The sequence below is a fragment of the Streptomyces sp. CA-142005 genome (assembly GCF_050942335.1).
GTDB lineage: Bacteria > Actinomycetota > Actinomycetes > Streptomycetales > Streptomycetaceae > Streptomyces.
In genome coordinates, this window is the sequence record NZ_CP192078.1 from 1,039,108 (window position 1) to 1,065,637 (window position 26,530).

Annotated in this window: 20 protein-coding genes; 4 read left to right on the plus strand and 16 right to left on the minus strand. The window is 70.6% G+C overall.

The features are described from left to right. Positions 1-179: 179 nt before the first annotated feature. The gene (locus ACQPXS_RS05150; RefSeq protein ID WP_433447344.1) at positions 180-1,568 is read right to left on the minus strand and encodes an MFS transporter; all 1,389 of its coding nucleotides are present in this window, start codon (positions 1,566-1,568) and stop codon (positions 180-182) included. A gap of 214 nt (positions 1,569-1,782) precedes the next feature. Between ACQPXS_RS05150 and ACQPXS_RS05155 the strand changes: the two genes are divergently transcribed. The 3 genes from ACQPXS_RS05155 to ACQPXS_RS05165 all read left to right on the plus strand — a co-directional run bounded on the left by ACQPXS_RS05155 (position 1,783) and on the right by ACQPXS_RS05165 (position 4,523). After that, a complete protein-coding gene (locus ACQPXS_RS05155) occupies positions 1,783-2,592 on the plus strand; it encodes an IclR family transcriptional regulator (protein ID WP_433447346.1) in 810 nt (269 codons plus the stop codon). Positions 2,593-2,728: 136 nt separating this feature from the next. Next, entirely contained in the window at positions 2,729-3,601 is an 873-nt protein-coding gene (purU, locus tag ACQPXS_RS05160; protein WP_351801383.1) for a formyltetrahydrofolate deformylase, read from the plus strand. A 124-nt stretch (positions 3,602-3,725) separates the two neighbouring features. Continuing rightward, on the plus strand, positions 3,726-4,523 hold the full coding sequence (locus ACQPXS_RS05165; RefSeq protein ID WP_351801385.1) for an IclR family transcriptional regulator: 798 nt from the start codon (positions 3,726-3,728) through the stop codon (positions 4,521-4,523). Positions 4,524-4,550: 27 nt separating this feature from the next. Here ACQPXS_RS05165 and folP read toward each other — a convergent pair whose 3' ends face one another. The 14 genes from folP to betA all read right to left on the minus strand — a co-directional run bounded on the left by folP (position 4,551) and on the right by betA (position 24,236). Next, positions 4,551-5,390, minus strand: a complete 840-nt coding sequence (gene folP / locus ACQPXS_RS05170) for a dihydropteroate synthase (RefSeq protein ID WP_433455716.1) — start codon at positions 5,388-5,390, stop codon at positions 4,551-4,553. A 154-nt stretch (positions 5,391-5,544) separates the two neighbouring features. Beyond that, entirely contained in the window at positions 5,545-5,922 is a 378-nt protein-coding gene (locus tag ACQPXS_RS05175) for a bifunctional 3-phenylpropionate/cinnamic acid dioxygenase ferredoxin subunit (protein ID WP_433447349.1), read from the minus strand. A gap of 201 nt (positions 5,923-6,123) precedes the next feature. Continuing rightward, a complete protein-coding gene (locus ACQPXS_RS05180; protein ID WP_433447351.1) occupies positions 6,124-6,726 on the minus strand; it encodes a sarcosine oxidase subunit gamma in 603 nt (200 codons plus the stop codon). Next, positions 6,719-9,991: a sarcosine oxidase subunit alpha family protein gene (locus ACQPXS_RS05185; protein ID WP_433447353.1), complete on the minus strand. Its 3,273-nt coding sequence runs from the start codon at positions 9,989-9,991 to the stop codon at positions 6,719-6,721. Before ACQPXS_RS05185 ends, ACQPXS_RS05180 begins: the two co-directional genes overlap by 8 nt. An 11-nt stretch (positions 9,992-10,002) precedes the next feature. Continuing rightward, the gene (locus tag ACQPXS_RS05190; protein ID WP_433447355.1) at positions 10,003-11,235 is read right to left on the minus strand and encodes a sarcosine oxidase subunit beta family protein; all 1,233 of its coding nucleotides are present in this window, start codon (positions 11,233-11,235) and stop codon (positions 10,003-10,005) included. Further along, positions 11,232-12,515 (minus strand): serine hydroxymethyltransferase, encoded by a 1,284-nt coding sequence (gene glyA / locus ACQPXS_RS05195; protein WP_433447357.1) that lies wholly within the window; start codon positions 12,513-12,515, stop codon positions 11,232-11,234. Before glyA ends, ACQPXS_RS05190 begins: the two co-directional genes overlap by 4 nt. Next, a complete protein-coding gene (locus ACQPXS_RS05200) occupies positions 12,512-13,372 on the minus strand; it encodes a bifunctional methylenetetrahydrofolate dehydrogenase/methenyltetrahydrofolate cyclohydrolase (protein WP_433447359.1) in 861 nt (286 codons plus the stop codon). The genes glyA and ACQPXS_RS05200 overlap by 4 nt, the downstream gene beginning before the upstream one ends. Before the next feature lie 22 nt (positions 13,373-13,394). Beyond that, positions 13,395-15,833 (minus strand): GcvT family protein, encoded by a 2,439-nt coding sequence (locus ACQPXS_RS05205; protein WP_433447361.1) that lies wholly within the window; start codon positions 15,831-15,833, stop codon positions 13,395-13,397. A 205-nt stretch (positions 15,834-16,038) separates the two neighbouring features. Next, positions 16,039-17,004 (minus strand): ABC transporter substrate-binding protein, encoded by a 966-nt coding sequence (locus ACQPXS_RS05210; RefSeq protein WP_433447363.1) that lies wholly within the window; start codon positions 17,002-17,004, stop codon positions 16,039-16,041. 13 nt (positions 17,005-17,017) lie between these two features. Further along, positions 17,018-18,994: an ABC transporter permease gene (locus ACQPXS_RS05215; RefSeq protein WP_433447365.1), complete on the minus strand. Its 1,977-nt coding sequence runs from the start codon at positions 18,992-18,994 to the stop codon at positions 17,018-17,020. Next, positions 18,994-20,097, minus strand: a complete 1,104-nt coding sequence (locus tag ACQPXS_RS05220; protein ID WP_433447367.1) for a quaternary amine ABC transporter ATP-binding protein — start codon at positions 20,095-20,097, stop codon at positions 18,994-18,996. The genes ACQPXS_RS05215 and ACQPXS_RS05220 overlap by 1 nt, the downstream gene beginning before the upstream one ends. A gap of 19 nt (positions 20,098-20,116) precedes the next feature. After that, on the minus strand, positions 20,117-21,586 hold the full coding sequence (locus tag ACQPXS_RS05225; protein WP_433447369.1) for an aldehyde dehydrogenase family protein: 1,470 nt from the start codon (positions 21,584-21,586) through the stop codon (positions 20,117-20,119). 139 nt (positions 21,587-21,725) lie between these two features. Beyond that, the gene (locus ACQPXS_RS05230; RefSeq protein ID WP_433447371.1) at positions 21,726-22,562 is read right to left on the minus strand and encodes a 5,10-methylenetetrahydrofolate reductase; all 837 of its coding nucleotides are present in this window, start codon (positions 22,560-22,562) and stop codon (positions 21,726-21,728) included. 3 nt (positions 22,563-22,565) lie between these two features. After that, positions 22,566-24,236, minus strand: a complete 1,671-nt coding sequence (gene betA / locus ACQPXS_RS05235; protein WP_433447373.1) for a choline dehydrogenase — start codon at positions 24,234-24,236, stop codon at positions 22,566-22,568. 150 nt (positions 24,237-24,386) lie between these two features. Between betA and ACQPXS_RS05240 the strand changes: the two genes are divergently transcribed. After that, the gene (locus ACQPXS_RS05240; protein WP_433447375.1) at positions 24,387-25,184 is read left to right on the plus strand and encodes an IclR family transcriptional regulator; all 798 of its coding nucleotides are present in this window, start codon (positions 24,387-24,389) and stop codon (positions 25,182-25,184) included. Positions 25,185-25,272: 88 nt separating this feature from the next. Here the strand turns inward: ACQPXS_RS05240 and ACQPXS_RS05245 are convergent, their stop codons facing one another. Next, complete coding sequence (locus ACQPXS_RS05245) at positions 25,273-26,406, minus strand: aromatic ring-hydroxylating oxygenase subunit alpha (RefSeq protein WP_433447377.1); 1,134 nt, start codon at positions 26,404-26,406, stop codon at positions 25,273-25,275. Between the last annotated feature and the right edge of the window lie 124 nt (positions 26,407-26,530).

A 26,530-nucleotide genomic window follows, 5' to 3' on the forward strand; every position in this document is an offset into this window, starting at 1 on the left:
GGCCGAGAACGAGCCGCCGTAGACTGTTGCGTATTATGCGATGATATTCATCATGAGCAACAGTCACACTGTCATGCCCGTGAGTGACCGGTGTCAAGAGGCAGGCGCAGAACGCGTGCAGCCGGCCGCCCCGGGGGGCGGCCGGCTGCACGGTCGGGCCGTGCGGCGCGCGGGCGCCGTCAGGATCGTTCGAGGTCTCGGTCCCTTTCGGCCGTCGCGGGCCGGGAGGCTCCGGGCAGGGCACTTGTCTCTGCAAGGGTGCGGCCCCGGGTCTCCTCGGCCCATGCGAAGGACACCAGCCAGCCCACCAGGGTGATGCCGGCGCCGATCAGCATGGTGGTGCCGATGCCCAGCCTGTCGAGGGAGATGGGCAGCAGATAGGTGCCCGCTGCGGCCCCGATACGGCTGATCGAGGTGGCCACCCCTCCCGCGGTGGCCCTGATGCCGGTCGGGAACAGCTCGTTGGGATAGGTCCATTCCAACACCGTGGGGCCGCCGGAGAAGAGGGCGTAGGCGCAGAAGCACGCGACGACCACGGCGATGGGCAGTGCGGAGCCGCCGCCGAGCACCGCGAGCGGGACCACCATCAGGGCGAACGACCACACGATGACGGGACGGCGTCCCACCCGGTCCACCAGCCGCAGCGCGGGGATGCAGCCCAGGACGAACACGATGCTGATCAGCGCCGAGCCCAGGTTGCTGCCGTTGCCCTCACCGAGGCCGAAGGAGCCCAGGATGGCGGGGCCGAAGGTGTACAGGGCGAACATCGGCGTGATCTGACACATGTAGAACAGCCCGCAGAAGAGGGTCCGCCGCAGATAGGTGCCCTGGAAGAGATCGCGGAAGCGGCTGTGCTCCGCCGACTGCTCCTCGGCGGCGGCCGCGACCAGCTGCCGGATGGGGACGGTGCGGCCGAGGGCCTTCTCGATCGACTTCTGGGCATCGGCGGTGCGTCCCTTGTTCACCAGCCACAGGGGCGACTCGGGTGTGCCGATGCGCAGCAGCAGGATCACGGCGCTCAGTACGGCGCCCGAGGCGAGCATCCAGCGCCAGGTGCCGGCGCCGCCGATCTCGGCCAGCGCGTAGCCGACCACATAGGCGGCCGCGGCTCCGACGTACCAGGCCAGGATGAGCACACCGAGCAGCCGGCCTCGATGCCGGTTCGGCACCCATTCGGCGAGCAGGGACGTCGCGATCGGATAGTCGGCTCCGATGGCCATGCCGAGGACGAAGCGGAGTGCGACGAACTGCCAGGTCTCGGTGGCGAACACCGACAGGATGGATCCGCCGACCAGCACCGCCAGGTCGATGGTGTACATCGCCTCGCGGCCGAGCTTGTCGGTGACGGCGCCGAAGAAGAGGCCGCCGACGAAGATGCCGACCAGGGCGGCGGCACCGATGAGGCTCTCATCCCCCGTGGTCAGGTTGAGTTCGTTGCTCATGCCGACGAGGGCGACGCCGATGATGCTCAGCAGATAGCCGTCGAGGAAGGGGCCCCCGGCGCAGGCCCAGGTGAGCTTGCGATGGAATCTGCTGAGCGGCGCCTCGTCGATGGCACGGATCGACATCGGACCTCCTGGTCTTGGGGACTGGGACCGGGTTGCGCTGCGTAAAACGCGTCTCTGTATACGCAACCGAACATAGGCAGCGTTTCGACGTCAAGACACAGAGCCGAAGCTCTTGTAACTTCCCCGCACTTCCCTCCATCATGTTGCGTATTGCGAGTCTAGTTTCGAATTAAGAGACGTCATCGCTGTAAAAGAGGAGACGACCGGTAGCCCCATGAGCGACAGCGCCGACGGCCGCCCGAGCGAGCGGGCGGGCCTCTCGCATCCGCCGCCGTCCCCCGTTCAGTCGGTGGACCGGGCCGCGGGGATTCTGGAGTTCCTGGGTCGCCAGGAAGAGGCGGGCGTCACGGAGATCGCCGCCGAACTCGGCGTCCACAAGTCCACGGCGTCCCGGCTCGCTGCCGCCCTGGAGTTGCGCGGACTCATCGAGCAGTCGGAGGAGCGCGGCAAGTACCGCCTCGGCCTCGGCCTGATCCGCCTGGCCGGTGCCGCCTCCGTCCGGCTGGACCTCTCCCGGCAGAGCAGGCCGGTCTGCGAGCACCTGGCGGGACGGGTCGCGGAGACCATCAATCTCGCCATCCTCGACGGGAACGCCGCGATCAACATCGACCAGGTGCTCGGCCCCTCGGCCATCACCACGCACAACTGGCTGGGCCGGCGTACGCCGTTGCACGCCACCTCCAGCGGCAAGGTGCTGCTGGCGCATCTGCCCGAGCCCGAGCGGGAAAGACGGCTCTCGGCACCCCTGGAGCGCTACACGCCGCACACCGTCACCGATCCCTGCGCCCTGCGGACACAGTTGACGAACGTCCGCACGGCCGGCTTCGCCTACAGCGTGGAGGAGCTCGAACGGGGTCTGAACGCGGTGGCCGCACCGGTCGTCGCGTTCAACGGGCAGGTGGTGGCCGCGCTCAGCGCCTCGGGGCCGTCCTTCCGGCTGACCGTGCAGCGGCTGCGGGAGGTCGCCGCCCTGGTGCGGACCGCGGCCCAGGACATCTCCGGCCGGCTCGGCCACCTCGGCTGACCCCGGCGCCCGTTCGTTGCGCATGGCGCATCTTCTCGCGCCTTTGGGGACAAGCCTCTTGACCGGCCGCCGTTCGCACCGGACGATGTTGCGTATCACTCTTATCGTTGCGTATTACGCACTAATGGAGGATGTCATGACCCCTCGCCCGCAGCCCGGCCGCGAGTTCGTCCTCACCCTCTCGTGCCCCGACCGGGCCGGCCTCGTCCACGCCGTCACCAGCTTTCTCGTGAGCCACTCAGGCAACATCCTCGAGAGCCAGCAGTTCGACGACCGCCTGCAGGACCGCTTCTTCATGCGGGTGCACTTCGAGGTCTCGCATCCGGCCACGACCCTGGAGCAGCTGCGCACCGACTTCGGCCCGGTCGCCGAGGCCTACCGGATCACCTGGCAGCTGCACGACGCCTCGACCCCGACCCGCACGCTGATCATGGTGTCGAAGTTCGGCCACTGCCTGAACGACCTGCTGTTCCGCCAGTCCACGGGCTCGCTCAACATCGAGATCCCGGCGATCGTCTCCAATCACCGCGACTTCGAGCCGCTGGCCCGCAACTACGGCATCCCCTTCCACCACATCCCGGTGACCCGGGACACCAAGGACGAGGCCGAGGCCCGGCTGCTGGAGCTCGTCGGCGAACTCGGCATCGACCTGGTGGTGCTCGCCCGCTACATGCAGATCCTCTCCGACGACCTGTGCAAGCGGCTCGACGGCCGGGCCATCAACATCCACCACTCCTTCCTGCCGAGCTTCAAGGGCGCCCGGCCGTACGTGCAGGCGCACCAGCGCGGAGTCAAGCTCGTCGGAGCCACGGCGCACTACGTCACCCCCGACCTCGACGAGGGCCCGATCATCGAACAGGACGTCGTCCGTGTGAATCACTCCCACACCCCGGACCAGCTGGTCGCCATGGGCCGCGATGTCGAGGCCCGGGTCCTGTCGCGCGCCGTGCAGTGGCACAGCGAGAGCCGCGTGCTGGCCAACGGCAACTGCACGGTCGTCTTCCGCTGACACCGCGGTTCGCGCGGCCCGCGAGAACCACCGGCGACGACGGCTCCCCTGCCCGAGGAGCCGTCGTATACCCTCCCTCTGCGAGCCACGGGGCCCGGCGACCAACCAAGCGTATAGTTGCGCTATGAGCAACTACACCGCAGATGGCGAAACAACAGCTCCGGCGGTGAGCGGCGTGCAGTCCGTCGACCGCGCCGTCAGCGTCCTGGAGATCCTCGCCCAGCGCGGGGAGGCGGGGGTCAGCGAGGTCGCCGCCGAGATCGACGTCCACAAGTCGACCGCGTTCCGGCTGCTCGGGGCGCTGGAGGCGCGCGGTCTGGTCGAGCAGGCGACCGAGCGCGGCAAGTACCGGCTCGGCTTCGGGATCGTGCGCCTGGCCGGTGCGGTCACGGGGCGCCTCGACATCACCCAGCAGGGCCGGGAGGTGTGCGAGCGGCTCAGCGAGGAGATCGGCGAGACCGTCAACATCGCCGTCCTGCAGGAGCACTACGCCGTCAACCTCTACCAGGTGCGCGGCCCCGGCGCCGTCGGCACCCACAACTGGGTCGGACAGCTCACCCCCGTGCACGCCACCTCCAGCGGCAAGATCCTGCTCGCGCACCTGCCGGCGAAGGAGCGCGCCGAGGTGCTCGCCGCCTCCGGGCTGCAGAAGCTCACGCCGCACACCCTGACCGCGAGGACGAAGCTGGAGAAGAACCTCAACCAGGCGCGGGACCGCGGATACGCGGTGACCCTGGAAGAGCTCGAGATCGGGCTGCACGCCATGGCGGCTCCGATCCGCTCGCACCACGGCGAGGTCGTCGCCGCCCTCAGCGCCTCCGGGCCCGCGTACCGCTTCACCGAGGAGCGCATGCACGAGCTGGCGCCCCTGCTGCTCAAGGGCGCGGAGGAGATCAGCCACCGGATGGGGTACGTGGGCTGAGTCCCGCACAGGTCCGCGCCGAGGGCGTCACACGCCCAGGCGTTGTGGGGACAGCGGCGCCGTGGCCACCGCCTCGGCACCCCAGCGGGCCGTCACCCGCACCGCGTCGAGGGTGGAGCCCACGTCGTGCACACGCAGGCACCAGACGCCCTGCGCGGCGGCGAGGACGGACACGGCGGCGGTCGCGGCGTCCCGCGACGGCGCCGGGCGCGGCCGGCCCGTCGTCGGATCGGCCAGCACTTGCCCCAGGAACGACTTGCGGGACGCGCCCACGAGAACGGGACGGCCCAGCGCGCGCACCTCGCCCAGCCGGGCCAGCAGCTCCCAGTTGTGCCCGGACGTCTTGGCGAAGCCCAGCCCCGGGTCGACGATCAGGCAGCCGGGCTGGACTCCCGCCTCCAGCGCGGCGTCGATTCTCAGCCGCAGCTCGTCGACCACGTCGGTGACGACGTCGTCGTAGCGGGCGTTGGCCTGCATGCCGGCGGAGTGGCCACGCCAGTGCATCAGCACGTACGGCGTGTTCGCCCGGGCCATCAGCGGCAGCATCGCCGGGTCGGCGAGTCCGCCCGAGACGTCGTTGACCAACCGGGCACCGGCGTCGAGGGCGTGGGCGGCCACCTCGGCCCGCATGGTGTCGACGCTGACGGTCGCGCCCGCCGCCGCGAGTTCCCGGACGACGGGCAGGACGCGCCGCAGCTCCTCCTCGGCCGGCGGGCGCGCCGCGCCGGGGCGGGTCGACTCGCCGCCCACGTCCACGATGTCGGCTCCCTGTTCCAGCAGGGCGAGTCCGTGCGCGACGGCGGCCTGCGGGGCGAACGACCGCCCGCCGTCGGAGAACGAGTCCGGCGTGACGTTCACGACGCCCATGACCAGCGTCCGGCCGGGCCGCGGCAGTCCGTACGGATGAACGTCCGGGATGCCAGGACGGGTTGAGGTGGCGCAGGCCCCGGCGGCGGTCACGGGGACCCCGTCCTGCGCGCCGCCGCCCCGGCGAGCGCGGCGCCATGGACCGCCACGGTCCTCATGCGCCGCCTCCGGTGACCGCGGCGCCTCCGAGCCGGGCGGCGGCGCAGGTGGGCGGGAGGTTCGGCGGGGCGTCGGAGAGCTTGACGTAGATCATGCCGTCCTCGACAAGGACCTGGTGGGTGCGCACGGGGAGCCGGGCCGGCGGAGCGTCCACGCCGCCGGTGCGCAGGTCGAACTTCGAAGCGTGCAGCGGGCATTCGACCTCGCACCCCTCCAGCCAGCCGTCGGCCAGCGAGGCGTCCTGGTGGGTGCAGGTGTCGTCGATCGCGTAGACCTCGCCGTCCTCGGTGTGGAACACGGCGACGGGCGGGTCGTTCTCGAGCCGGAACGCCTCGCCTCGGGGCAGATCGGCGATGGGGCACACGGGAATCATCGGGACCACCTCGGTGCGTATTACGAAACTTAATGCGCTTAGCGCAACGTCAGTCTGAGGTCGGCCCCCATCCTTGTCAAGAAGTCGCCCGGGCTTTCACGGGAGTTCGCCGCCCGGCCCGCGACTGGAACGGCGGTGCCGGGCCGACCGTCCGGGTCGGCCCGGCACCGCCGGGTCATCTCTGCCGCCCTGCCGGGCCGGTCACCTGTATTCGACGGCCGCGTCCAGCAGCCAGTCCGCCAGGTAGCCGGCGAAGGAGGAGCGCACCAGGACCCAGAAACCGGCCCTGGGTTCGTCGCGGGCCACCAGGACGACCTGGGTGCGGGCCAGCGTCGTCTGGGCGCAGCGGCCGGGGCCGAAGGCACGCGGGTGCAGGTCCAGCGAGCAGCCGTGGGCCAGCAGGTCGCGCGCCCGGGGTCCGCCGACCAGGAGGGTGGTGCGCTGGGCGGAGACGTCCGTGACGGAGACCGGTTCGTCCCCCGCCGCCGAGCGGATCCGGCTCTCCAGATCCCGCTCGGTGCCGCGCAGGCCCACCACGAGCCATTCGTCGGGGCCGAGCCACACCGCGGTCACGTCCCCCGCGTGCACGGCGGTGTTGGGTTCCAGGGGCAGTTGGAGTCCCAGGGCCAGTCCGACGGCTTCCGCCGCCGGGCCCTTGGCGTCGAGGCGGACGTTCACCTGGGCCAGGAAGGGGAGTTCGGCCAGCCGGATCGCGCCCCGGGAGGAGCGGGTCGCGGCGGCCAGGCGGGGGGCGGCGTCGCCCAGGGGGCTGCGCTGCCGTGCGGTCAGGGCGGTGTCAGCCATCGCGGCGGGCTCCCTCGGGGTCGTAGAGGACGGGGCTTGCGACGGTCACCGGGACCAGCCGGTCGCCGACGGGTGCGAAGAGACGGTCACCGATCCGGTCCCGGCCGCCCTTGATCAGGGCGAGCGCGAAGGTCCGGCCGAGTGCCGCGCTGCGGTAGCTGGAGGTGACATGACCGAGCATCGGCACCGGTGGGGCGGGCAGTTCGCGGTCGGCGACCAGGTGCGTGCCCTCCGGGAGGAAGACGGCCGGGTCCTCGGTGAGGAGCCCGACGAGGTGCTTGCGGTCGGGGCGGACGGTGTCGGCGCGGGCGTAGGAGCGCTTGCCGATGAAGTCGGGCTTCTTCTTGGAGACCGCCCAGCCCATGCCGAGGTCCTGCGGGGTGACCGTGCCGTCGGTGTCCTGGCCGACGATCGGGTAGCCCTTCTCGGCACGCAGCACGTGCATGGTCTCGGTGCCGTAGGGGGTGATGCCGTACGGGGCGCCGGCCTCGTAGAGCGCCTCCCACAGGGCGAGGGCGTCCCACGGCGACACGTTGATCTCGTAGGCGAGTTCGCCGGAGAAGCTGATCCGGCACACGCGCGCGTCGATGCCGGCGACGGTCGACTCCCGCCACGCCATGAACGGGAAGTCCTCGTTGGACACGGCCAGTCGGGGTGCCAGCGAGCCGAGGACCTCGCGGGACTTCGGGCCGACGAGGGCCACCGTGGCCCACTGTTCGGTGACCGAGGTGCAGTGGACCCGCAGTTCCGGCCACTCGGTCTGCAGCCACTCCTCCATCCAGTCCAGGACGGCCGCCGCGTTGCCGGTCGTGGTGGTGACCAGGAACCGGTCCTGGGCGAGCCGGATGACCGTGCCGTCGTCGAAGACCATGCCGTCCAGGCGGCACATCACGCCGTAGCGGATCATGCCGACCTTCAGGGTGCTCATCATGTTGGTGTAGAGCCGGTCGAGGAAGAGCGCCGCGTCCGGGCCCTGCACATCGATCTTGCCGAGGGTGGAGGCGTCCATGAACGCCACGCCCTCGCGGGCGGCGCGGCACTCGCGCAGCACGGCGCTCTCCATGTCCTCGCCGTCCTGCGGGTAGTACCAGGGGCGCTTCCACTGGCCGACGTTCTCGAACAGCGCCCCGTGCGCCACGTGCCACGCGTGCAGGGCCGTCGTGCGGACCGGGTCGCTGAGCGCGCCGCGGTCGCGCCCGGCGAGGGCGGCGAAGGAGACCGGGGTGTACGGCGGCCGGAAGGTCGGCAGGCCGAGCGCCGAGATGTCCACGCCGAGCAGTTCGGCGACCACTCCGCTCGCCAGAACGCCGGCCGTCCTTCCCTGGTCGCCCCCGGTTCCGGCGGTCGTGTAGCGCTTGGTGTGCTCCACCGAGCGCAGACCCGCCCCCGTCGCCCGCGCCAGGTCGTCGACCGTCACGTCACGCTGGAGGTCGACGAACCGGGGGGCGCCGGTGTCGGTGGGGATGGTGAAGACCTGCATGGGCGGGGTGTACGGCTGTGCGGCCGTGGCCGGGAGGGCGGGCGCCTCGGCGGTGTACCCCTCCGCCTCGACCGCCCGGGCCCCGGCGGCCGCGCCCTGCGCGAGGACCGTGGCCAGGTCGAAGGCGCCGTTCGCGCTGCCCGCGACCTCCACCGCCTGCCGGCCGTGGTCGGGCACGAAGGTGCCGAGCACGTCGTCGTGGCGGAGCTTGCCGCCCGCCTGGCTGAACAGGTGCGCGACCGGGTTCCAGCCGCCGGAGACCAGCAGCAGGTCGGCGGCGAACTCCCGCTGTCCGGTGGTCTCCCGCTGTCCGGACGGCTCCCCGTACGGGGCGACCGTCACGGCGGTGAGCCGGTCCGTGCCCTGGGTGCCGGTGACCGCGTGTCCGGCGAGCACCTGGATCCCGGCGGACCGGGCGCGCTCGGCCCACTCCCCGGGCTCGGGCCGGGTGTCGACGATCGCGGCGATGTCCACGCCCGCCGCCACCAGGTCGAGCGCGGCGGCGTAGGCGCTGTCGTTGGTGGTGAACACGACGGCCTGCCGGCCGGGCCGCACGCCGTACCGGTGGAGGTACGTCCGGGCCGCGGAGGCCAGCATCACGCCGGGCCGGTCGTTGTCGCCGAACGCCAGCGAACGCTCGTGCGCGCCGGTCGCGAGGACCACGCGCCGGGCGCGGATCCGCCAGACACGCTCGCGGGAGACGTTCGCCGGGGCCTCGGCGCCGAGGTGGTTGGTGCGGCGCTGGACGGCGAGGAGGTGGTTGTCGTCGTAGTGGCCGAAGACGGTCGTGCGGCGCAGGACGCGCACCTCGGGCGCCGCTTCGAGCCGCGCGCGCGTCGCCTCGACCCAGTCGAGGTGCTCGCCGGTGCCGAGCAGGCTGCCGCCCGGTTCCGGCTGGTCGTCGGCGAGGATGACACGGGCGCCGGTGCTCGCCGCCGCCGCTGCCGCCGCGAGGCCGGCCGGGCCCGCGCCGACGATCAGCAGGTCGCAGTGGGCGTGTACGGCGTCGTAGCGGGCGGGGTCCGGTTCGGTGGCGAGGCGTCCCTGGCCCGGGAGGCTGCTCGCGACCAGGCCGTCGTACAGCTCGACGGTGGTGGCGGGGAGCATCGGCTCGGGGAAGGGTGCCTCGATCTGGACGACCGCGTTCGGTTCCTCCACCCCGGCCGAGAAGATGCCTCGGGGGCGGCCCAGCTTGATGCTGGTGGCAGCCTGGACGACGCCGTGGGCGAGGAGGGCGGAGGCCAGGGTGTCGCCCTGGTAACCTTGGTATTCGATGCCGTCGAAGGTGAAGGTGAGGGGGGTGTCGCGGGCGATGCGGCCGCCGGTGGGGGTGCGGAAGGGATGGTCGCCTCCGCCGCCCCTACCCGTCCCGTCCTCCAGGGGCTCTGTCCCTTCGACCCCGCCAGGGGGCTCCGCCCCCTGGACCCCCGTCGGCCCTGAACGGGCCTCGCCCGCGAACTCCCCCAGAGGGGGTACCCCCAGACAGGCTGGTTGCTCCGGACGGGGCTCCAGCGTCTCCGGGCGCGTCTCCCCCACCCGGTACACCGCGAGGATCTCGTTCGTCGCCGTGTTCCGCACCGCGTTGAACCACTTGCGGCAGCCCGCCGCATGGCTCCACCGCTCGGCGAACGGGCCCTTGGGGTTGTCGCGGAAGAACAGGTACCGCGCCCACTCCTCGTCGGTGAGGGCGGCGGGGTCCTCGGGGTAGGGCACGTGGGCCTGGCCACCGTAGTGGAACTCGGCCTCGTCACGGGGCCCGCACCACGGGCAGGGGATGAGCAGCATGGTTCGGCTCCCTAGTGGGCCACCGCGGCCGCGCCGTGCTCGTCGACGAGCGCGCCGGTGGTGAAACGGTCGAGCGAGAAGGGGGCGTTCAGGGCGTGCGGGGTGTCGTGGGCGATGGTGTGGGCGTAGACCCAGCCGACGCCCGGGGTGGCCTTGAAACCACCGGTCCCCCAGCCGCAGTTGAGGTAGAGGTTGTCGACCGGGCTGAGGCCGACGATGGGCGAGGCGTCCGGGCTGACGTCGACGATGCCGCCCCAGGTGCGCAGCACATGGGCGCGGGCGAAGACCGGGAAGAGTTCCAGGGCCGCCGACATCTGCTCCTCGATGATGTGGAACGCGCCGCGCTGGGTGTAGGAGTTGTAGGCGTCGATGCCCGCGCCCATCACCAGTTCGCCCTTGTGCGCCTGGCTGACGTACACGTGGACGGCGTTGGACATCACCACGGTCGGGTGCACCGGCTCCAGCAGTTCGGAGACCAGGGCCTGCAACGGGTGGCTCTGGACGGGCAGTTCGATGCCCGCCATGGCGGCGAGGACCGAGGTGTGGCCGGCCGAGCACAGGGCCACCTTGCCCGCGGCGATCGGGCCGAGCGTGGTCTGTACGCCGACCACCCGGCCGCCGACCACGTCCAGCCCGGTGACCTCGCAGTTCTGGATGATGTCGATGCCGGCGGCGTCCGCGGAACGGGCGAAGCCCCAGGCCACGTAGTCGTGCTTGGCGATGCCGGCGCGCGGCTGGTAGGTGCCGCCGAGGACCGGGTAGCGCACGTCGAGTGAGGTGTTGACGATCGGGCAGACCTCTTTGACCTGCCCGGCGTCGAGCCACTCGGCGTCGACGCCGTTGAGCCGGTTGGCCTCGACCCGGCGGACGCTGTCGCGGACGTCCTGCAGGCTGTGGGCGAGGTTCAGCACGCCGCGCTGGGAGAAGAGGATCGGGTAGTCGAGCTCCTCCTCCAGCCCCTCCCACAGCTTGAGCGCGTGCTCGTAGATCCCCGCGCTCTCGTCCCACAGGTAGTTGGAGCGGATGATCGTGGTGTTGCGGGCCATGTTGCCGCCCGCCAGCCAGCCCTTCTCCAGGACCGCGACGTTGGTGATGCCGTGGTTCTTCGCCAGGTAGTGGGCGGTGGCCAGGCCGTGGCCGCCGCCGCCCACGATCACCACGTCGTACGACCGCTTGGGCGCTGGGGTGCGCCAGAGCCAGTCCGGGTGGTCGGGCAGGTCGGCGCCGGGGGTGCGGGGGCTCATCGGGCGTCTCCGTCGTGCGAGAGGTACGGGTAGAGCGGGTGCCTTGCGGCCAGCGCCTCGGTGCGGACGCGCAGTGCGGCCACGTCCGGCTCGGGCTGGAGGGCGAGCGCGATCACGTCGGCGACTTCGGCGAAGTCCGCCTCGGTGAAGCCCCTGGTGGCGAGCGCCGGGGTGCCGATGCGCAGGCCGGAGGTGACCATGGGCGGGCGCGGGTCGAAGGGAACGGCGTTGCGGTTGACGGTGATGCCGATCTCGTGCAGCAGGTCCTCGGCGCGCTTGCCGTCGAGTTCGGAGTCCCGCAGGTCGACGAGGACGAGGTGGACGTCCGTGCCGCCCGTCAGCACCTTCACCCCGGCCGCTGCCGCGTCGGGCCGGGTGAGGCGTTCGGCGAGGATGCGGGCGCCGGCCAGGGTGCGGGCCTGGCGTTCGGCGAACTCGGGCGACGCGGCGACCTTGAAGGAGACCGCCTTGGCCGCGATGACGTGCTCCAGCGGGCCACCCTGCATGCCCGGGAAGACCGCCGAGTTGATCTTCTTGGCGAGGTCGGCGTCGTTGGTGAGGATCACCCCGCCGCGGGGACCGCCGAGCGTCTTGTGCGTGGTGGTGGTGACCACGTGCGCGTGCGGGACGGGGCTCGGGTGCAGTCCGGCGGCGACCAGACCCGCGAAGTGCGCCATGTCGACCATGAGGAGCGCACCGACCTCGTCGGCGATCCGGCGGAAGGCCGCGAAGTCCAGCTGCCTGGGGTACGCCGACCAGCCCGCGATGATCAACTTGGGGCGGTGCTCCTTGGCGAGCCGCTCCACCTCGTCCATGTCGACGAGGTTGTCCCCCTCGGAGACGTGGTAGGGCACGACATTGAGCATCTTGCCGCTGTAGTTGATGCGCATGCCGTGGGTGAGGTGGCCGCCGTGCGCGAGGTCCAGGCCGAGGACGGTGTCGCCGGGCTGGAGCAGGGCGAAGAACACGGCGGTGTTCGCCTGGGCGCCCGAGTGCGGCTGGACGTTGGCGTAGCCGGCGCCGAAGAGGGACTTGATGCGTTCGATCGCCAGCCGCTCGGTGACGTCGACGTGTTCGCAGCCGCCGTAGTAGCGGCGGCCGGGATAGCCCTCGGCGTACTTGTTGGTCGCGACCGAGCCCTGCGCCTCCATCACGGCGGTGGGCGCGAAGTTCTCGGAGGCGATCATCTCCAGGGTGGACTGCTGGCGGTGCAGCTCGGCGCGGAGGGCTTCGTGGACCTCGGGGTCCAGCTCCGCCAGGGGCGTGTTCAGCGCGTTCATACGGTGGTCGCGTTCCTCTCGGCGGCCTCGACGACGTTGGCGAGCAGCATGGCTCGGGTCATGGGTCCCACTCCCCCGGGCATCGGCGCGAGCCAACCGGCGACCTCGGCGGCCTCCGGGTGGACGTCTCCGACGAGCCCGTGCTCGGTGCGGGTGATGCCGACGTCCAGGACGGCCGCGCCTGGGCGCAGCATGTCCTTGGTGATCAGTCCGGGCGAGCCGGCCGCCGCGACGACGATGTCCGCCTCGCGTACGTGCCAGGCCAGGCCCTTGGTTCCGGTGTGGCACAGGGTGACGGTGGCGTTCTCGGACCTGCGGGTCAGCAGCAGTCCGATGGGCCGTCCCACCGTGATGCCCCGGCCGACGACGCACACCCGAGCTCCGGCGAGCGGGACGTCGTGGCGGCGGAGCAGTTCGACGATGCCGCGCGGGGTGCACGGCAGGGGCGCCTCGACGCCGAGGGTGAGCCGGCCGAGGTTGACCGGGTGCAGTCCGTCGGCGTCCTTGGCGGGGTCCATGCGCTCCAGGACGGCGTTGGCGTCCAGGTGGCGGGGCAGCGGGAGCTGCACGATGTAGCCGGTGCAGGCCGGATCGGCGTTGAGTTCGTCGATGACGTCCTCGACCTGCCGCTGGGTGGCGTCGGCGGGCAGCTCGCGGCGAAGGGAGGCGATGCCGACCTGCGCGCAGTCGCGGTGCTTGCCGGAGACGTAGGCGTGACTGCCCGGGTCGTCGCCGACGAGTACGGTGCCGAGGCCGGGCGGACGGCCGGTCAAGGCCGTCAACTTGGCGACGTGCTCGGCGAGTTCGCGGCGGATGGCGGCAGCGGTGGCCTTGCCGTCGAGAAGTTGTGCGGTCATGTGCGGTACTCCCCTCGAACGCTCAGCCGCGAAGGCGGGACATGGCCGGGTCGAACAACGGCTCCTCGGCGACGACCGCCTCGATCCGCTGGTCGAAGTAGCCGATGTGCACGGTCCTGCCGGGCTCGGCCAGTTCCGCCGGGAGCCAGGCGTAGGCGATCCCCTTGCCGATCGTGTAGCCGTACGCGGCGCTGGTGACGTAACCGACGGCCCGGTCGCCGTCGTACACCGGCTCCTTGCCCATGACGACCGCCCGCGGGTCGTCGATGGTGAGGCAGCTCAGCCTGCGCCGCACGTCGGTCTTGCGCCGCTCCAGCGCCGCCTTGCCGATGAAGTCGCCCTTGTCGAGCCTGACGGCGAAGCCGACGCCGGCCTCGTAGGGGTCGTGCTCGTAGGTCATGTCGGTGCCGAAGGAGCGGTAGCCCTTCTCCAGACGCAGGCTGTTGAAGGCGCCCCGGCCGGCGACGATGCCGCCCAGCGGCTGGGCCGCGGCCCACAGGGTGTCCCACAGTTTCAGGCCCTGGTCGGCGGTGGTGTACAGCTCCCAGCCCAGCTCGCCGACGTACGACAGCCGCATCGCCGTGACCGGCACCGAGCCGATGTAGGCGTGCTTGGCGCGGAAGTACTTGAGGCCCTCGTTGGAGAAGTCCTCGTCGGTGAGCGGCTGCAGCACCTCGCGGGCGAGCGGGCCCCACAGGCCGATGCAGCAGGTGCCGGCCGTGATGTCGCGGACCTGGACGCGGCCGTCGGCGGGCAGGTGGCGGGTGAACCAGTCGAGGTCCAGGTTGCCGTTGGCGCCGACCTGGAAGCGGTCGCGGGCGAGGCGGGCGACGGTGATGTCACTGCGGATGCCGCCGTCGTGGTCCAGGAGCAGCGTGTACGTCACCGAGCCGACGGACTTGGCGACCTTGCCGGTGACCAGGCCCTCCAGGAAGTCGGCGGCTCCGGGGCCGCTGACCTCCAGGCGCTTGAGGGCGGTCATGTCGTAGAGGGCGACCCTCTCGCGGGTGACCTGGGCCTCGGCGCCGACGATGGGCGACCAGTAGCGGGCGGCCCAGTCGTTGGGGGTGGGGATGTCGCGGCGCTCGACCAGCGAGGCGTTGGCCTCGTACCACTGGGGGCGCTCCCAGCCGTTCGCCTCCAGGAAGAACGCACCGTGTTCCTGCTGGCGGGCGTAGAAGGGGCTGGTGCGGATCGGGCGCGGCTTCCCGGCCGGCTGGAGGGGGTGGAGGATGTCGTAGACCTCGACGAAGTTCTGGCAGTCGCGGGCCAGGACGTACTCCGGGGAGAGCTGGTGCGGCTCGAAGCGGTTGACGTCGCACTCGTGCAGGTCGAAGGAGGAGCAGTAGCCGTCGACCAGCCACTCGGCGACGGCCCGGCCGACGCCCGCGGAGTGGGTGACCCACACGGCCTCGGCGACCCAGAAGCCCTTGACGTCCGGGGATTCGCCGAGCAGCGGGTAGCCGTCGGTGGTGAAGGAGAACAGGCCGTTGATGCCCTCCTCGACCTTCGCCTCCTTGGTCGCCGGGAGCAGGGCCTGGGTCTCGGTCCAGGCGTCCTCGAAGTCCTCCTCGGTGAACTTCAGCACCGAGGGCATCTCCTCGGCCTCGTCCACGGAGAGGATGTCGTCGGCGGAGACCGGCATCGGGCGGTGGCCGTAGTAGCCGATGCCGAGTCCGTCGAAGCGGTCGCGGTAGTAGAGGTCGGCGTCCTGGTGGCGCAGGATCGGACGGACCGCCTCCTCGGTCTGGCCGGCGAGAGCGGGGACCGGGCCGGTCCAGGCGAGCTGGTGGGCGAGCGGGGTGAGCGGCAGGTTCATGCCGACCATGCGGGCGATCTTCGGGCCCCAGATGCCGGCACAGCACACGACGATGTCGGCTTCGATCTCGCCCTGGTCGGTCACCACGCCGGTCACGCGGCCCTCGCTCTGCCTGACGTCGAGGACTTCGTGCCGGGCGAGGAAGCGCACGCCGCGCTCGGCGGCCCGGCGGATCTGCGCCTCGACGGCCAGGACGGCCTTGGCGAGGCCGTCGGTGGGGACCAGGAGGCCGCCGAGGACCTTGTCGCGGTCGACCAGCGGGTGCTTCTCCACGCACTCGTCCGGGGTCAGCAGGCGCGCCTCGATGCCCCAGGCGCTGATCCAGCCGTGCCGCCGCCGGAGTTCGGCGAGACGCTCCGGGCTGGTCGCCACCTCGAGGCCGCCGACCTGGAGGAAGCAGGGCTTGCCGTCCACCTCCAGGGAGCAGAACTTCTCGACCGTGTACCGGGCCAGCTCCGTCATGGTCTTCGAGGCGTTCGTCTGGAAGACCAGGCCCGGCGCGTGCGAGCTGGAGCCCCCGGTGGCCGGGAGGGGGCCCTGGTCGACGACGGTCACCTCGGTCCAGCCGCGTGCGGAGATCTCGTCCGCCAGGGCGGCTCCCACGACGCCCGCTCCGATGATGACCACTCGGGGTCCCGCCATCGCCCAACCTCCGAACTTGAGACCGGTTCAGTTGCTTGTTGCGCAACTTGATTCAGGTTGCGCAACTCAATGTGCCTGTCGCCATGGAGGGTGTCAAGGGGTCGGTGACGTCGGAAAACGGCCCGGAACACGGCGACGCCCGGCGGGCGGTGCGCACGGGTGCGCACCGCCCGCCGGGCGTCCTCGGCCGGCCTTTTCCGACGTGCTACTTCAGCCAGGCGTCGACCTTGTCGCGGTTGGCCTCGACCCACTTCTTGGCCGCCGCGTCGTCCGACATCTTGTCCACGGCGATGTACTTGGCCACGGTGTTCTGGTCGTCGTTCGTCCAGTGGAAGTTCTTCACCAGCTTGTACGCCGGGCTGCCCGACTTGGCGAACTGCGCACTGACGATCTTGTCCAGGTCGTAGACGGGATAGTCGCAGGCGATCTTCGCCGCGTCGGCGTCGCAGCCCTTGGTGTACGCGGGCAGGTTGACCTTCACCAGCGGCACTTCCGACAGGAACCACTGCGGTTCGTAGAAGTAGCCGATCATCCACTGCTTGTTCTTCTCGGCGGTGCGGAAGGCCTGGATGAGCGCGGTCTCGCTGCCCGCGTACACCACCTTGAAGTTCAGCTTCAGGTTCTTGACCAGGGCGGCGTCGTTGGTGACGTACGACGGGTCGCCGTCGAGCAGCTGGCCCTTGCCGCCCGACTCGGAGGTCTTGAACTTGTCGGCGTACTTGTTGAGGTTCTTCCAGTCGGTGATGTCCGGGTGGGCCTTGGCCAGCCACGGCGGCACGAACCAGCCGATGACGCCCTTGTTCCCGGTGGAGCCGGCCTCGGCGGCGGTCTTCTGCTCGGTGATGTACTTCTTCCTCAGATCGTCGTGGCCCCAGTTCTCCAGGACGGCGTCGACCTCACCGGTCCCGAAGCCCTGCCAGGCGATCTCCTCCTTCAGGTCCTTCTTGTTGACCGTGCAGCCGAGGTCGTGCTGCGCCACGTACGCGACGACCGCCGCGTCCGCCTCGTAGCCGACCCACGGGTTGACGGCCAGGTTGAAGGTGCCGCACTTGCCGCCCGAGGACTTCGAGCCGGCGGAGGTGCTGTCGCCGACCTTCGCCCCCGAGCAGGCCGTGAGGGTGAGACCGAGGACGGCCAGGCCGGCCGCGCCGGCTCGCCAGTGTCTTGCCATGGTGTCGTGCTCCTTATGCCCTGGTGCGTCGCGCCGCAGCCTGAGTGATCCGGTCGAACATGACTCCGAGCAGTACGATGGCGACTCCCGCCGCCAGCCCCTTTCCGTACAGCTCTCCCTGCGAGAATCCGGCCACGACGTCGTAGCCGAGGGCGCCTGCCCCTACCAGGCCGCCCACCACAACCATCGACAGCACGTAGATCAGGCCCTGGTTGGTCGCCAGAGTCAGGGCACTGCGTGCCATCGGCAGTTGGACCTTGGTGATGATCTGCCAGGTGTTGCACCCGGCGGAGGTGGCCGCCTCCACGGTGGACTCGGACACGTTCCGCACACCGTCCGCGATGATCTTGATCGCCACGGGCGCCGCGTAGACGACGGCCGCGACGATCGCGGTGAACCGGGTGGCGCCGAAGAGCGCCAGGAACGGCACCAGATAGACGAACGGCGGCATGACCTGCGCGGCGTCCAGGCTGGGCCGCACGATCCGGTCCACGAGCCCGCTGCGCCCCATCCACACCCCGAAGACGACGCCGAACAGCATCACCAGCACCGTGGCCACCGCGGTCGAGGCGAGGGTCGTCATGCTGTCCGACCACAGCCCGGTGCCGACGAGCAGCCCGACGCACACGGCGGCCGTCACAGCGGCGAGCCGGCCGCCGAGGACCGCGCCCAGCGCGACCAGGGTGATGCCGACGAGCCACCACGGGGAGTCCGTGAGCAGTGACTGGAACGGATTGAGCAGACCGTTGGTGATGACGTCCCGGATGCCGTTCGTCAGTCCCGAGAGGTGGTCCTGCAGCCAGGTGGTCGTCGCGTCGGCCGCGCTCGCGATGTGGCTGCCGGTGCTGCCGTTGCCGGGGAACTCGGCCGCCCAGACGTACGTGTGCGACAGATAGACCAGGACGGCGGCCGCGATCCCGCCCGCCACCAGCAGCGGACGGCGCCACTTCCGCAGGCGGTCGCCGCTGCGCCGGGCCGCGTCGGCGCGTGCGGCCGCCGCGGTGGTGACCCGGTCGAGCACGATGGCCATGACCACGATGGCCAGGCCGGCGTTGAAGGCCGTACCGACGTCGAGCGACTGCAGGGCCTGGACGACGGTCTTGCCGAGGCCGGGCGCGTCGATCAGGGCGGCGATGGTCACCATGGCCAGGGCGGCCATGATGGTCTGGTTGACGCCCATGACCACGGTGCGCTTCGACATCGGCAGCAGCACCTTCAGCAGTTGCTGCGACCGTGTGGTGCCGAGGGAGTCGGCGGCCTCGACGGTGGTCTCGGGCACCGAGCGGATGGCGTGTGCGGTGATGCGGATGGCGGGCGGTGCCGCGTAGATCACCGTGGTGATCACGGCGGAGGCCCCCCCGATGAGGAAGATCAGGGTCAGCGGGGCGAGGTAGACGAAGGTCGGCATCGTCTGCATGAAGTCCAGGAAGGGCGTCATGATCCGGTTGAACCGGTCGGAGAGACCGGCCCACACGCCCAGCGGGATGCCGATGAGCAGGGCCACGAGGACCGCCGACAGGGTCAGCGCGAGGGTGTCCATGCTCTCCTGCCACAGGCCCTGCAGCCCGAAGAAGGTGAAGCCCGCGACCGCCAGCAGCGCGACCCGCCAGTTGCCCACGGCCCAGGAGACGTAGCCGGTGAGTCCGACGACGCCGAGCCAGCCGATCTGCGGGACCGGGCGGCTGCCCGTGGGCTGGGAGATCAGGGACTGGACGAAGGTCACCAGGTTGTCGATGACCAGCCGGATCTCGTTGAAGAAGTACAGGAAGAGCGGGTTGGAGTTGCGGTTGGCCCCGATGCTGTCGTTGAGGTCGTTCAGCCGGCGGTGCAGACCGGTGAGGTCGGCCGCCGCGAGGGTCAGCGTCTGCCGGCCGCGCAGCACGGCGAAGAGCACCAGCCAGGCGAGCAGGATCGCCGCCACCACCATGGGGCGGCTGACCTTCTGACGTATCGTCGCGACCGGAGCGGTCGCATCGGCGGCTACGGCCATCACGCACCGCCTTCCTGACCGGCCGCCTGCCCGGCGACGACGGAGAGGATCTCCTCGTCGCCGACGATGCCGAGCAGCTTGCCGTTCTCGACGACCTTGACCGGCTTGTGGGCGGCCAGCACGGTGCGGGTGGCCTCGCGCACCACGACGTCCGGTCCCAACTCGGGCCCGTCGAGGGCGTCGTCGGGTTCGGCGGGGCGCATGATCCAGCGCAGGGTGAGGACGTCGCCGCGCGGCACGTCCTTGACGAAGTCGCGTACGTAGTCGTCGGCGGGGGCACCGACGAGTTCGTCCCCGGTGCCGCACTGGACCATCTTGCCGTCGCGCATGATCAGGATGCGGTCGCCGAGCTTCAGGGCCTCGGAGAGGTCGTGGGTGATGAACACCATGGTCTTGCCGACCTCGTGGTGCAGACGGATGACCTCGCTCTGCATGTCGCGGCGGATCAGCGGGTCGAGCGCGGAGAACGGCTCGTCGAAGAAGAGGACGTCGGGGTCGCCGGCGAGGGCGCGGGCCAGGCCGACGCGCTGCTGCATACCGCCGGAGAGCTGGTCGGGGTAGGAGTTCTCGTATCCGGCCAGGCCCACCAGTTCGACGACCTCCAGGGCCTTCCTGGTGCGCTCGGCCCTGCCCATGCCGCGGATCTCCAGGCCGAACGCCACGTTGTCGACGACCTTGCGGTGCGGCAGCAGCCCGAAGTGCTGGAAGACCATGGAGAACTTGCTGCGCCGCAGTTCGCGCAGCCGGCGGGCGTCGGCGCCCCGGATGTCCTCGCCCTCGAAGACGACTTCTCCGGCGGTGGGTTCGATCAGCCGGGTCAGACATCGCACCAGAGTGGACTTGCCGGAGCCGGACAGGCCCATGACGACGAAGACCTCGCCGGGCGACACCTCGAAGTCGACGTCGCGTACGGCGGCGGTGCATCCGGTGCGGTCCATGAGCTCGCGGCGGCTGAGTCCGCACAACTCCTCCGAACCCGGCACCTCGTCGGCCTTCGGCCCGAACACCTTCCACAGCCGGCGCACGGAGATGACCGGGGTACGGTCCTTGGGATCCTGGGACGTGTCGCGCCGCTGCGACACCTCGGTCTGTGCTGGGGTCATGATCGACCTCTTTCGGCGTTCAGCCGCGGAACCAGTGTTGCGGCCGGGGTTGGATGTTCTGCCAGACGTGCTTGGGCTCTCGGTACTCGTCGAGGCCGGTCGGTCCCAGCTCACGGCCCACGCCGGAGTGCCCGAAACCACCCCATTCCGCTTGCGGCACATAGGGGTGGTAGTCATTGATCCACACGGTGCCGTGGCGCAGCCCGCGGGCCACCCGCTGGGCCTTGCCCGCGTCCTGCGTCCAGACGGCTCCGGCGAGGCCGTACTCCGTGTCGTTGGCGATGCGGACGGCGTCGTCCTCGTCGTGGAAGCGCTCGACGGTGAGCACGGGCCCGAAGGACTCCTCGTGCACCACGCGCATGTCCTGCCGGCACTCGTCGAGGACGGTGGGCGGGTAGTAGAAGCCGTTCGCGAGCTCGGGGTCGTCGGGGCGTGCGCCGCCGCAGCGCAGTACGGCGCCCTCGGCGAGCCCCGCGGCGACGTACGCCTCGACCTTCTCGCGGTGCTGTGCGGAGATCAGCGGACCGGTCTCGGCGTCGGGGTCGAAGGGGCCGCCGAGGCGGATGAGCCGGGCCCGGCGTACGACCTCGTCGACGAAGGCGTCGTGGATCGAGTCCTCGACGATCAGCCGGGCGCCGGCCGAGCAGACCTGCCCGGAGTGCAGGAAGACGGCGGTGAGCGCGAAGTCGACGGCGGTGGCGAAGTCGGCGTCGGCGAAGACCACGTTCGGGTTCTTGCCGCCGAGTTCCAGCGCGACCTTCTTCACCGTCGCGGCGGCGGTGGCCATGATGTGCCGCCCGGTCTGCAGACCTCCGGTGAACGACACCATGTCCACGGCCGGGTGCTCGGCGAGCGGCGCGCCCGCCTCGGCTCCGGCGCCCAGCACCAGATTGGCGGCACCGGCCGGGAGTCCCGCCTCCTGAAGGGCCTTCATCAGCAGAACGGAGGTGGAGGGCGTCAGCTCGCTGGGCTTGAGGACGACGGTGTTGCCCGCGAGAAGGGCCGGGGCGACCTTCCAACTGGCCTGCAGCAGCGGGTAGTTCCAGGGGGTGATCAGTCCGCAGACGCCGACGGGCTCGTAGGTGACCCGGCTGAGGGCGTCGTCGCGGCCGGTGTCGACCACCCGTCCCGCGCTGGTGCCGGCGATCCCGCCGTAGTACCGGAAGCAGGAGACGACATCGGCGATGTCGTACTCGCTCTCGACCAGCCGCTTGCCGGTGTCGAGGGATTCGGCGCGGGCGAACTCCTTGGCGTCGCGCTCGATGACGTCGGCGGTACGCAGCAGCAGGGCGCCGCGCTCCCGTTCGGGGGTGCGGGGCCAGGGCCCCTCGTCGAAGGCGCGCCGGGCGGCGGCGATCGCCGCCTCGGTGTCGGGGCGGGTCGCCTCCGCGACCGCGGCGACCAGCGTGCCGTCCGCCGGACACCGGATCTCCCGGTGGCCGCCGGCCACCGCGCCGCGCCATTCTCCGTCCACATACAGATCTGCCACGGCCGCGCCCTTCGGATCAATTCGTTGCGCATCGTGCATTGAATTGCTTGTGGTGGAACACCCTGGCCGAATCGGCCGAGACCCGTCAAGGGGTCGGTGTATCTCGATTTGGCCGCCGCCGCGCCGCTCCCCGCGCGCGTCAGCCGCCCAGCCGGTCCAGTGCCGCACGGCGCCAGCGCTCCGTCTCGGCGATCTGGTTGAAGGTGAAGAGGTGCAGGCCGGCCACCGCGGCCGCGGGCCCGGAGAACGCCTCCGCCGAGCGGCTGAGCAGCCGCTCGGGGGCGTATCCGCCGGGTGCCGCGAACCGCAGGAACCAGGAGGGGTGCCGGGTGAGGAAACGTGTCGACTCCCCCACCCCGATCTTCGTCGCCATGGCCAGCAGCTTCGCCCGCTGCACGGGCCCGGCGACGCCCACGTGCACGGGCAGGGTGACGTCACGGCGCCGGATCCTGGCGATCCAGTCGCCGAGCACGCGCGCATCGAAGCACAGGTTGCTGACGATGTACGTCGCGTGCGTCCGCTTGTCCCACATCGACTGGATGGTGACGTCGTCGTGGATGAGCGGATGACTCTCCGGATAGCCCGTGATGCCCAGGTCGGCGAAGGGACTGCCCAGGTCGCTCAGCCCGCGCAGCACCGGCAGCGCGCCGTCGTACGGGCCGGCCGGCGGATCGGCGTCACCGGCCGGCACGAAGACGTCGTCGACGCCTGCCGCGCGCAGCCGCTCGGCCACGTCCTTCAGGTGGGCGTCGTCCCGCAGCAGCCGCGCGGGCACATGGGGGACGACGCGGTAACCGTGCGCCGCGAGCCGCTCGGTGAGGCCGAGCGTCGGCTCCAGCCCCTTGACCGGCGACGCCGTGACCGTGACCACGACGTCGCGGGGCACGTGGGCGAGGACCTTCTCCTCGGTCGCCCTCGCCGGCAGCACCTCGTAGCGGACGCGGCCGAGCAGCGCGCGCAGGGCCTCGGCGCCCATGGCTCACCCGGCCTGCTTCTGGGCGTCGCGGTGCCGGTAGTACGCGGCCTTGGAGGGCTCCAGCGGCTCCTTGCCGAGGATGAGGTCGGCCGCCTTCTCGGCGACCATCATCACCGGCGCGTAGATGTTGCCGTTGGTGACGTACGGCATCACAGAGGCGTCCACCACCCGCAGCCCGTCCAGCCCGTGCACCCGCATGGTCAGCGGGTCGACGACGGACATCTCGTCGGTGCCCATCTTGCAGGTGCACGAGGGGTGCAGCGCGGTCTCGCCCTCCTTGGCCACCCAGGCGAGGATCTCCTCGTCGGTCTCGACGGAGGGTCCGGGCGAGATCTCGCCGTCGTTGTAGGGGGCGAGGGCGGGCTGGTTGAGGATCCTGCGCGCGACGCGGATCGCCTCGACCCACTCGCGGCGATCCTGCTCGGTGGAGAGGTAGTTGAAGCGCAGCGCGGGCTTGACCCGCGGATCCCTGCTCTTGATCTTCACTGATCCGATGGCGTCCGAGTACATGGGCCCGACGTGCACCTGGTAACCGTGGCCGCCGGCCGGCGAGGAGCCGTCGTAGCGCACGGCGACCGGCAGGAAGTGGAACATCAGGTTGGGGTAGTCCACGCCCTCGTTGCTGCGGGCGAAGCCGCCCGCCTCGAAGTGGTTGGTGGCCGCGGGACCCTTGCGGAACAGCCACTGCAGGCCGATGAAGGGGGCGCGCCACTTCGCCATGTACGGCTGCATGGACACGGGCTGCTTGCAGCCGTACTGGACGTACACCTCCAGGTGGTCCTGCATGTTCTCGCCGACGCCCGGCAGGTCGTGGACGACGTCGATGCCGAGGGCGGAGAGCTCGGCGGCGTTGCCCACGCCGGAGAGCTGCAGCAGCTGCGGGGAGTTGATCGCGCCGCCGCACAGGATGACCTCACCGGCGCGGACCTGCTGGGGCGCCCCCTTGCCGCGCCGGTACTCCACACCGACGGCCCGCTTGCCCTCGAAGAGCACCCGGGTGACGAGGGCACGTGTCTTCACCGTGAGGTTCGGCCGCTTCATCGCGGGCTTGAGGTACGCCTTCGAGGCCGACAGCCGGCGCCCGCGGTGGACGTTGCGGTCGAACTTGGCGAATCCTTCCTGCCGGAAGCCGTTGACATCGTCCGTCGGCGCGTAGCCCGCCTCCTGCGTGGCCTTGAGGAAGGCGGTGAAGAGCGGGTTGGTCGCGGGACCGCGTTCGAGGACCAGGGGGCCGTCATGGCCGCGGAACTCGTCGTCCGGGTCGGCCGCGAGGCAGTTCTCCATCCGGCGGAAGTACGGCAGGCAGTGGGCGTAGTCCCAGGTCTCCATGCCGGGATCGGCCGCCCAGCGCTCGTAGTCCATGGGGTTGCCGCGCTGGAAGATCATGCCGTTGATGCTGCTGGAGCCGCCGAGCACCTTGCCGCGGGCGTGGTAGATGCGCCGGCCGCCCATGTGCGGCTCGGGCTCGGACTCGTACTTCCAGTCGTAGAAGCGGCTGCCGATGGGGTAGGTCAGCGCCGCGGGCATGTGGATGAAGACGTCCCAGGGGTAGTCGGAGCGGCCGGCCTCCAGGACGAGCACCCGGTTGCCGGGGTCGGCCGAGAGCCGGTTCGCCAGTGCGCTGCCGGCTGATCCACCGCCGACGATGACGAAGTCGTACTGCAAGGGAGCCATGGTGCCTCGTCTCGCTCGGGCCGTTGATGTGCGGGCATGCTAGTACGGGTATCGCTATACGCACTAGGTTGCGGACGGCGCAACTTGTAAGATCTTTGTTCACACTGCGTTGCTTGCATGTGTGTTGTTTACTGCGCGTATAGTTCCGCTATGAGCAACTACAGTCCGGATACCGAAACAAACGGATCACCACCCGGCGGGGTACAGTCCGTCGACCGCGCCATCAGCGTCCTGGAGATCCTCGCCCAGCGCGGCGAGGCGGGCGTGAGCGAGGTCGCCGCCGAGATCGACGTCCACAAGTCGACCGCGTTCCGGCTGCTCGGGGCGCTGGAGGCGCGTGGCCTGGTCGAGCAGGCGACCGAGCGCGGCAAGTACCGGCTCGGCTTCGGCATCGTACGCCTGGCGGGCGCCGTCACGGGACGCATCGACATCACCCAGCAGGGACGTCCGGTGTGCGAGCGCCTGGCCGAGGAGATCGGCGAGACGGTCAACATCGCCGTGATGCAGGAGCGCTACGCGATCAACCTCTACCAGGTGCGCGGCCAGTCCGCCGTCACCGCCCACAACTGGGTCGGCCAGCTGACCCCGCTGCACGCCACCTCCAGCGGCAAGATCATGCTGGCCCACCTGCCGGCCGGGGAACGCGCGGCGCTGCTGACCGAGACCGGCCTGAAGAAGCTGACCCCGCACACGATCTCCGCGAAGGCGAAGCTGGAGAAGAACCTCGCCGAGGCCCGGGAGCGCGGTTACGCCTGGACGCTGGAGGAGCTGGAGATCGGGCTGCACGCCATGGCCGCCCCGATCCGCGACCGGGAGGGCCATGTCATCGCGTCCATCAGCGCCTCCGGTCCCTCCTACCGGTTCACCGAGGAGCGCATGCACGAGCTGGCTCCGGTGCTGGTCAAGGGCGCTGAGGAGATCAGCCACCGGATGGGGTACCTCGGCTGAGCGCCCCGAGCACCACCGCCGTACGGCCCGCGTACGCCCCCCGCGCGGGCCACGGGCGCTCCTCCCGCACGGCACAACCGCCCCCGCGTCACTCCGGCCGCGGCGTGCCGAGACGCTCGTTCACCCAGTCGTGGAAGGCACCGATGTGGTGCTCGCTGGGCACCAGCACCCCGCCCTTGGCGTACAGCCGTGAGCTCATCCCCGGCTGGGTGCGTTCGCAGGCGTCGAAGTCCTGGCGGTTGACCCGGTCGAAGAGCTCCACGGACCGGCTGACGTCCTTGGCGCTCTCCACGACGTGCGGAAGGTAGAGCCAGTCGCACTCGACGACCGTGCGGTCGACGGCCACCGGGTACATCCGGTGGAAGATCACGTGGTCGGGCACGAGGTTGATGAACACCTGCGGCTTGACGGTGATCGCGTAGTACCGGCGGTCCTGCTCCTCGGACACCCCCGGAATGCGGTCCAGGCCCTCGGAACCGTCGACGGTGAAGCCCTGGACGTCCGCGCCGAACTCGGCGCCGTGGCCGACGTAGTACTGGGCGGCGTAACCGTCGGCGAACTCGGGCAGCACCTCGGTGAGTTCGGGGTGGATCGTGGCGCAGTGGTAGCACTCCATGAAGTTCTCGATGATGAGCTTCCAGTTCGCCTTGACGTCGTAGACGATCCGCCTGCCCACCGAGAGGCTCTCGATGCCGTAGCGCTCGATCGACTCCACGTCGCCGAGGCGTTCGACGGCCGCGCTGATCACGTCCTCCTCGAAGGAGGGCGGGTTCTCCGCAAGACAGACCCAGACATAGCCGAGCCACTCGCGCACGGCCACGCTCACCAGGCCGTACTCGGTGCGGCCGACATCGGGCATCTTGGTCAGGTTGGGTGCCGCGACGAGCTTGCCGTTCAGGTCGTAGGTCCAGGCGTGGTACGGGCACTGGAAGGCCCGCTTGACCTCGCCCGTCTCCTCGGTGCAGAGCTTGGCTCCGCGGTGCCGGCAGACGTTGAAGTAGGCGCGGATCGCGTTGTCCCGGGCCCGGGTGACGAGGATGCTCTCGCGGCCCACGTCCACGGTGCGGAAGGCGCCCGGCTTGGCCAGGTCGGAGGAGCGCGCGACGCAGAACCACATCGCCTCGAAGATGCGCTCCTGTTCCTGGGCGAAGATGCCGGGATCGGTGTAGGCGGAGCCGGGGAGAGTGGCGATCAGGCTGTCCGGCAGGCTGGTCGAGGTCACGGTGCACTCCTCGGGAGACGTCGTGGATCGGTAGGTCACGCGCCGGGAAGAGCAACTTCGGGCGGCGTTGTGTATGGAGCAACACTGCGTTTCATGTGCAACGCAGAATGAGTTGCCGCAGGGG

Excerpts from the sequence above, each read along its gene's own strand:
- ACQPXS_RS05150 (WP_433447344.1), bottom strand. The coding sequence starts at position 1,568 with ATGTCGATCCGTGCCATCGACGAGGCGCCGCTCAGCAGATTCCATCGC.
- ACQPXS_RS05155 (WP_433447346.1), top strand. The coding sequence starts at position 1,783 with ATGAGCGACAGCGCCGACGGCCGCCCGAGCGAGCGGGCGGGCCTCTCG.
- purU (WP_351801383.1), top strand. The coding sequence starts at position 2,729 with ATGACCCCTCGCCCGCAGCCCGGCCGCGAGTTCGTCCTCACCCTCTCG.
- ACQPXS_RS05165 (WP_351801385.1), top strand. The coding sequence starts at position 3,726 with ATGAGCAACTACACCGCAGATGGCGAAACAACAGCTCCGGCGGTGAGC.
- folP (WP_433455716.1), bottom strand. The coding sequence starts at position 5,390 with ATGGGCGTCGTGAACGTCACGCCGGACTCGTTCTCCGACGGCGGGCGG.
- ACQPXS_RS05175 (WP_433447349.1), bottom strand. The coding sequence starts at position 5,922 with ATGATTCCCGTGTGCCCCATCGCCGATCTGCCCCGAGGCGAGGCGTTC.
- ACQPXS_RS05180 (WP_433447351.1), bottom strand. The coding sequence starts at position 6,726 with ATGGCTGACACCGCCCTGACCGCACGGCAGCGCAGCCCCCTGGGCGAC.
- ACQPXS_RS05185 (WP_433447353.1), bottom strand. The coding sequence starts at position 9,991 with ATGCTGCTCATCCCCTGCCCGTGGTGCGGGCCCCGTGACGAGGCCGAG.
- ACQPXS_RS05190 (WP_433447355.1), bottom strand. The coding sequence starts at position 11,235 with ATGAGCCCCCGCACCCCCGGCGCCGACCTGCCCGACCACCCGGACTGG.
- glyA (WP_433447357.1), bottom strand. The coding sequence starts at position 12,515 with ATGAACGCGCTGAACACGCCCCTGGCGGAGCTGGACCCCGAGGTCCAC.
- ACQPXS_RS05200 (WP_433447359.1), bottom strand. The coding sequence starts at position 13,372 with ATGACCGCACAACTTCTCGACGGCAAGGCCACCGCTGCCGCCATCCGC.
- ACQPXS_RS05205 (WP_433447361.1), bottom strand. The coding sequence starts at position 15,833 with ATGGCGGGACCCCGAGTGGTCATCATCGGAGCGGGCGTCGTGGGAGCC.
- ACQPXS_RS05210 (WP_433447363.1), bottom strand. The coding sequence starts at position 17,004 with ATGGCAAGACACTGGCGAGCCGGCGCGGCCGGCCTGGCCGTCCTCGGT.
- ACQPXS_RS05215 (WP_433447365.1), bottom strand. The coding sequence starts at position 18,994 with ATGGCCGTAGCCGCCGATGCGACCGCTCCGGTCGCGACGATACGTCAG.
- ACQPXS_RS05220 (WP_433447367.1), bottom strand. The coding sequence starts at position 20,097 with ATGACCCCAGCACAGACCGAGGTGTCGCAGCGGCGCGACACGTCCCAG.
- ACQPXS_RS05230 (WP_433447371.1), bottom strand. The coding sequence starts at position 22,562 with ATGGGCGCCGAGGCCCTGCGCGCGCTGCTCGGCCGCGTCCGCTACGAG.
- betA (WP_433447373.1), bottom strand. The coding sequence starts at position 24,236 with ATGGCTCCCTTGCAGTACGACTTCGTCATCGTCGGCGGTGGATCAGCC.
- ACQPXS_RS05240 (WP_433447375.1), top strand. The coding sequence starts at position 24,387 with ATGAGCAACTACAGTCCGGATACCGAAACAAACGGATCACCACCCGGC.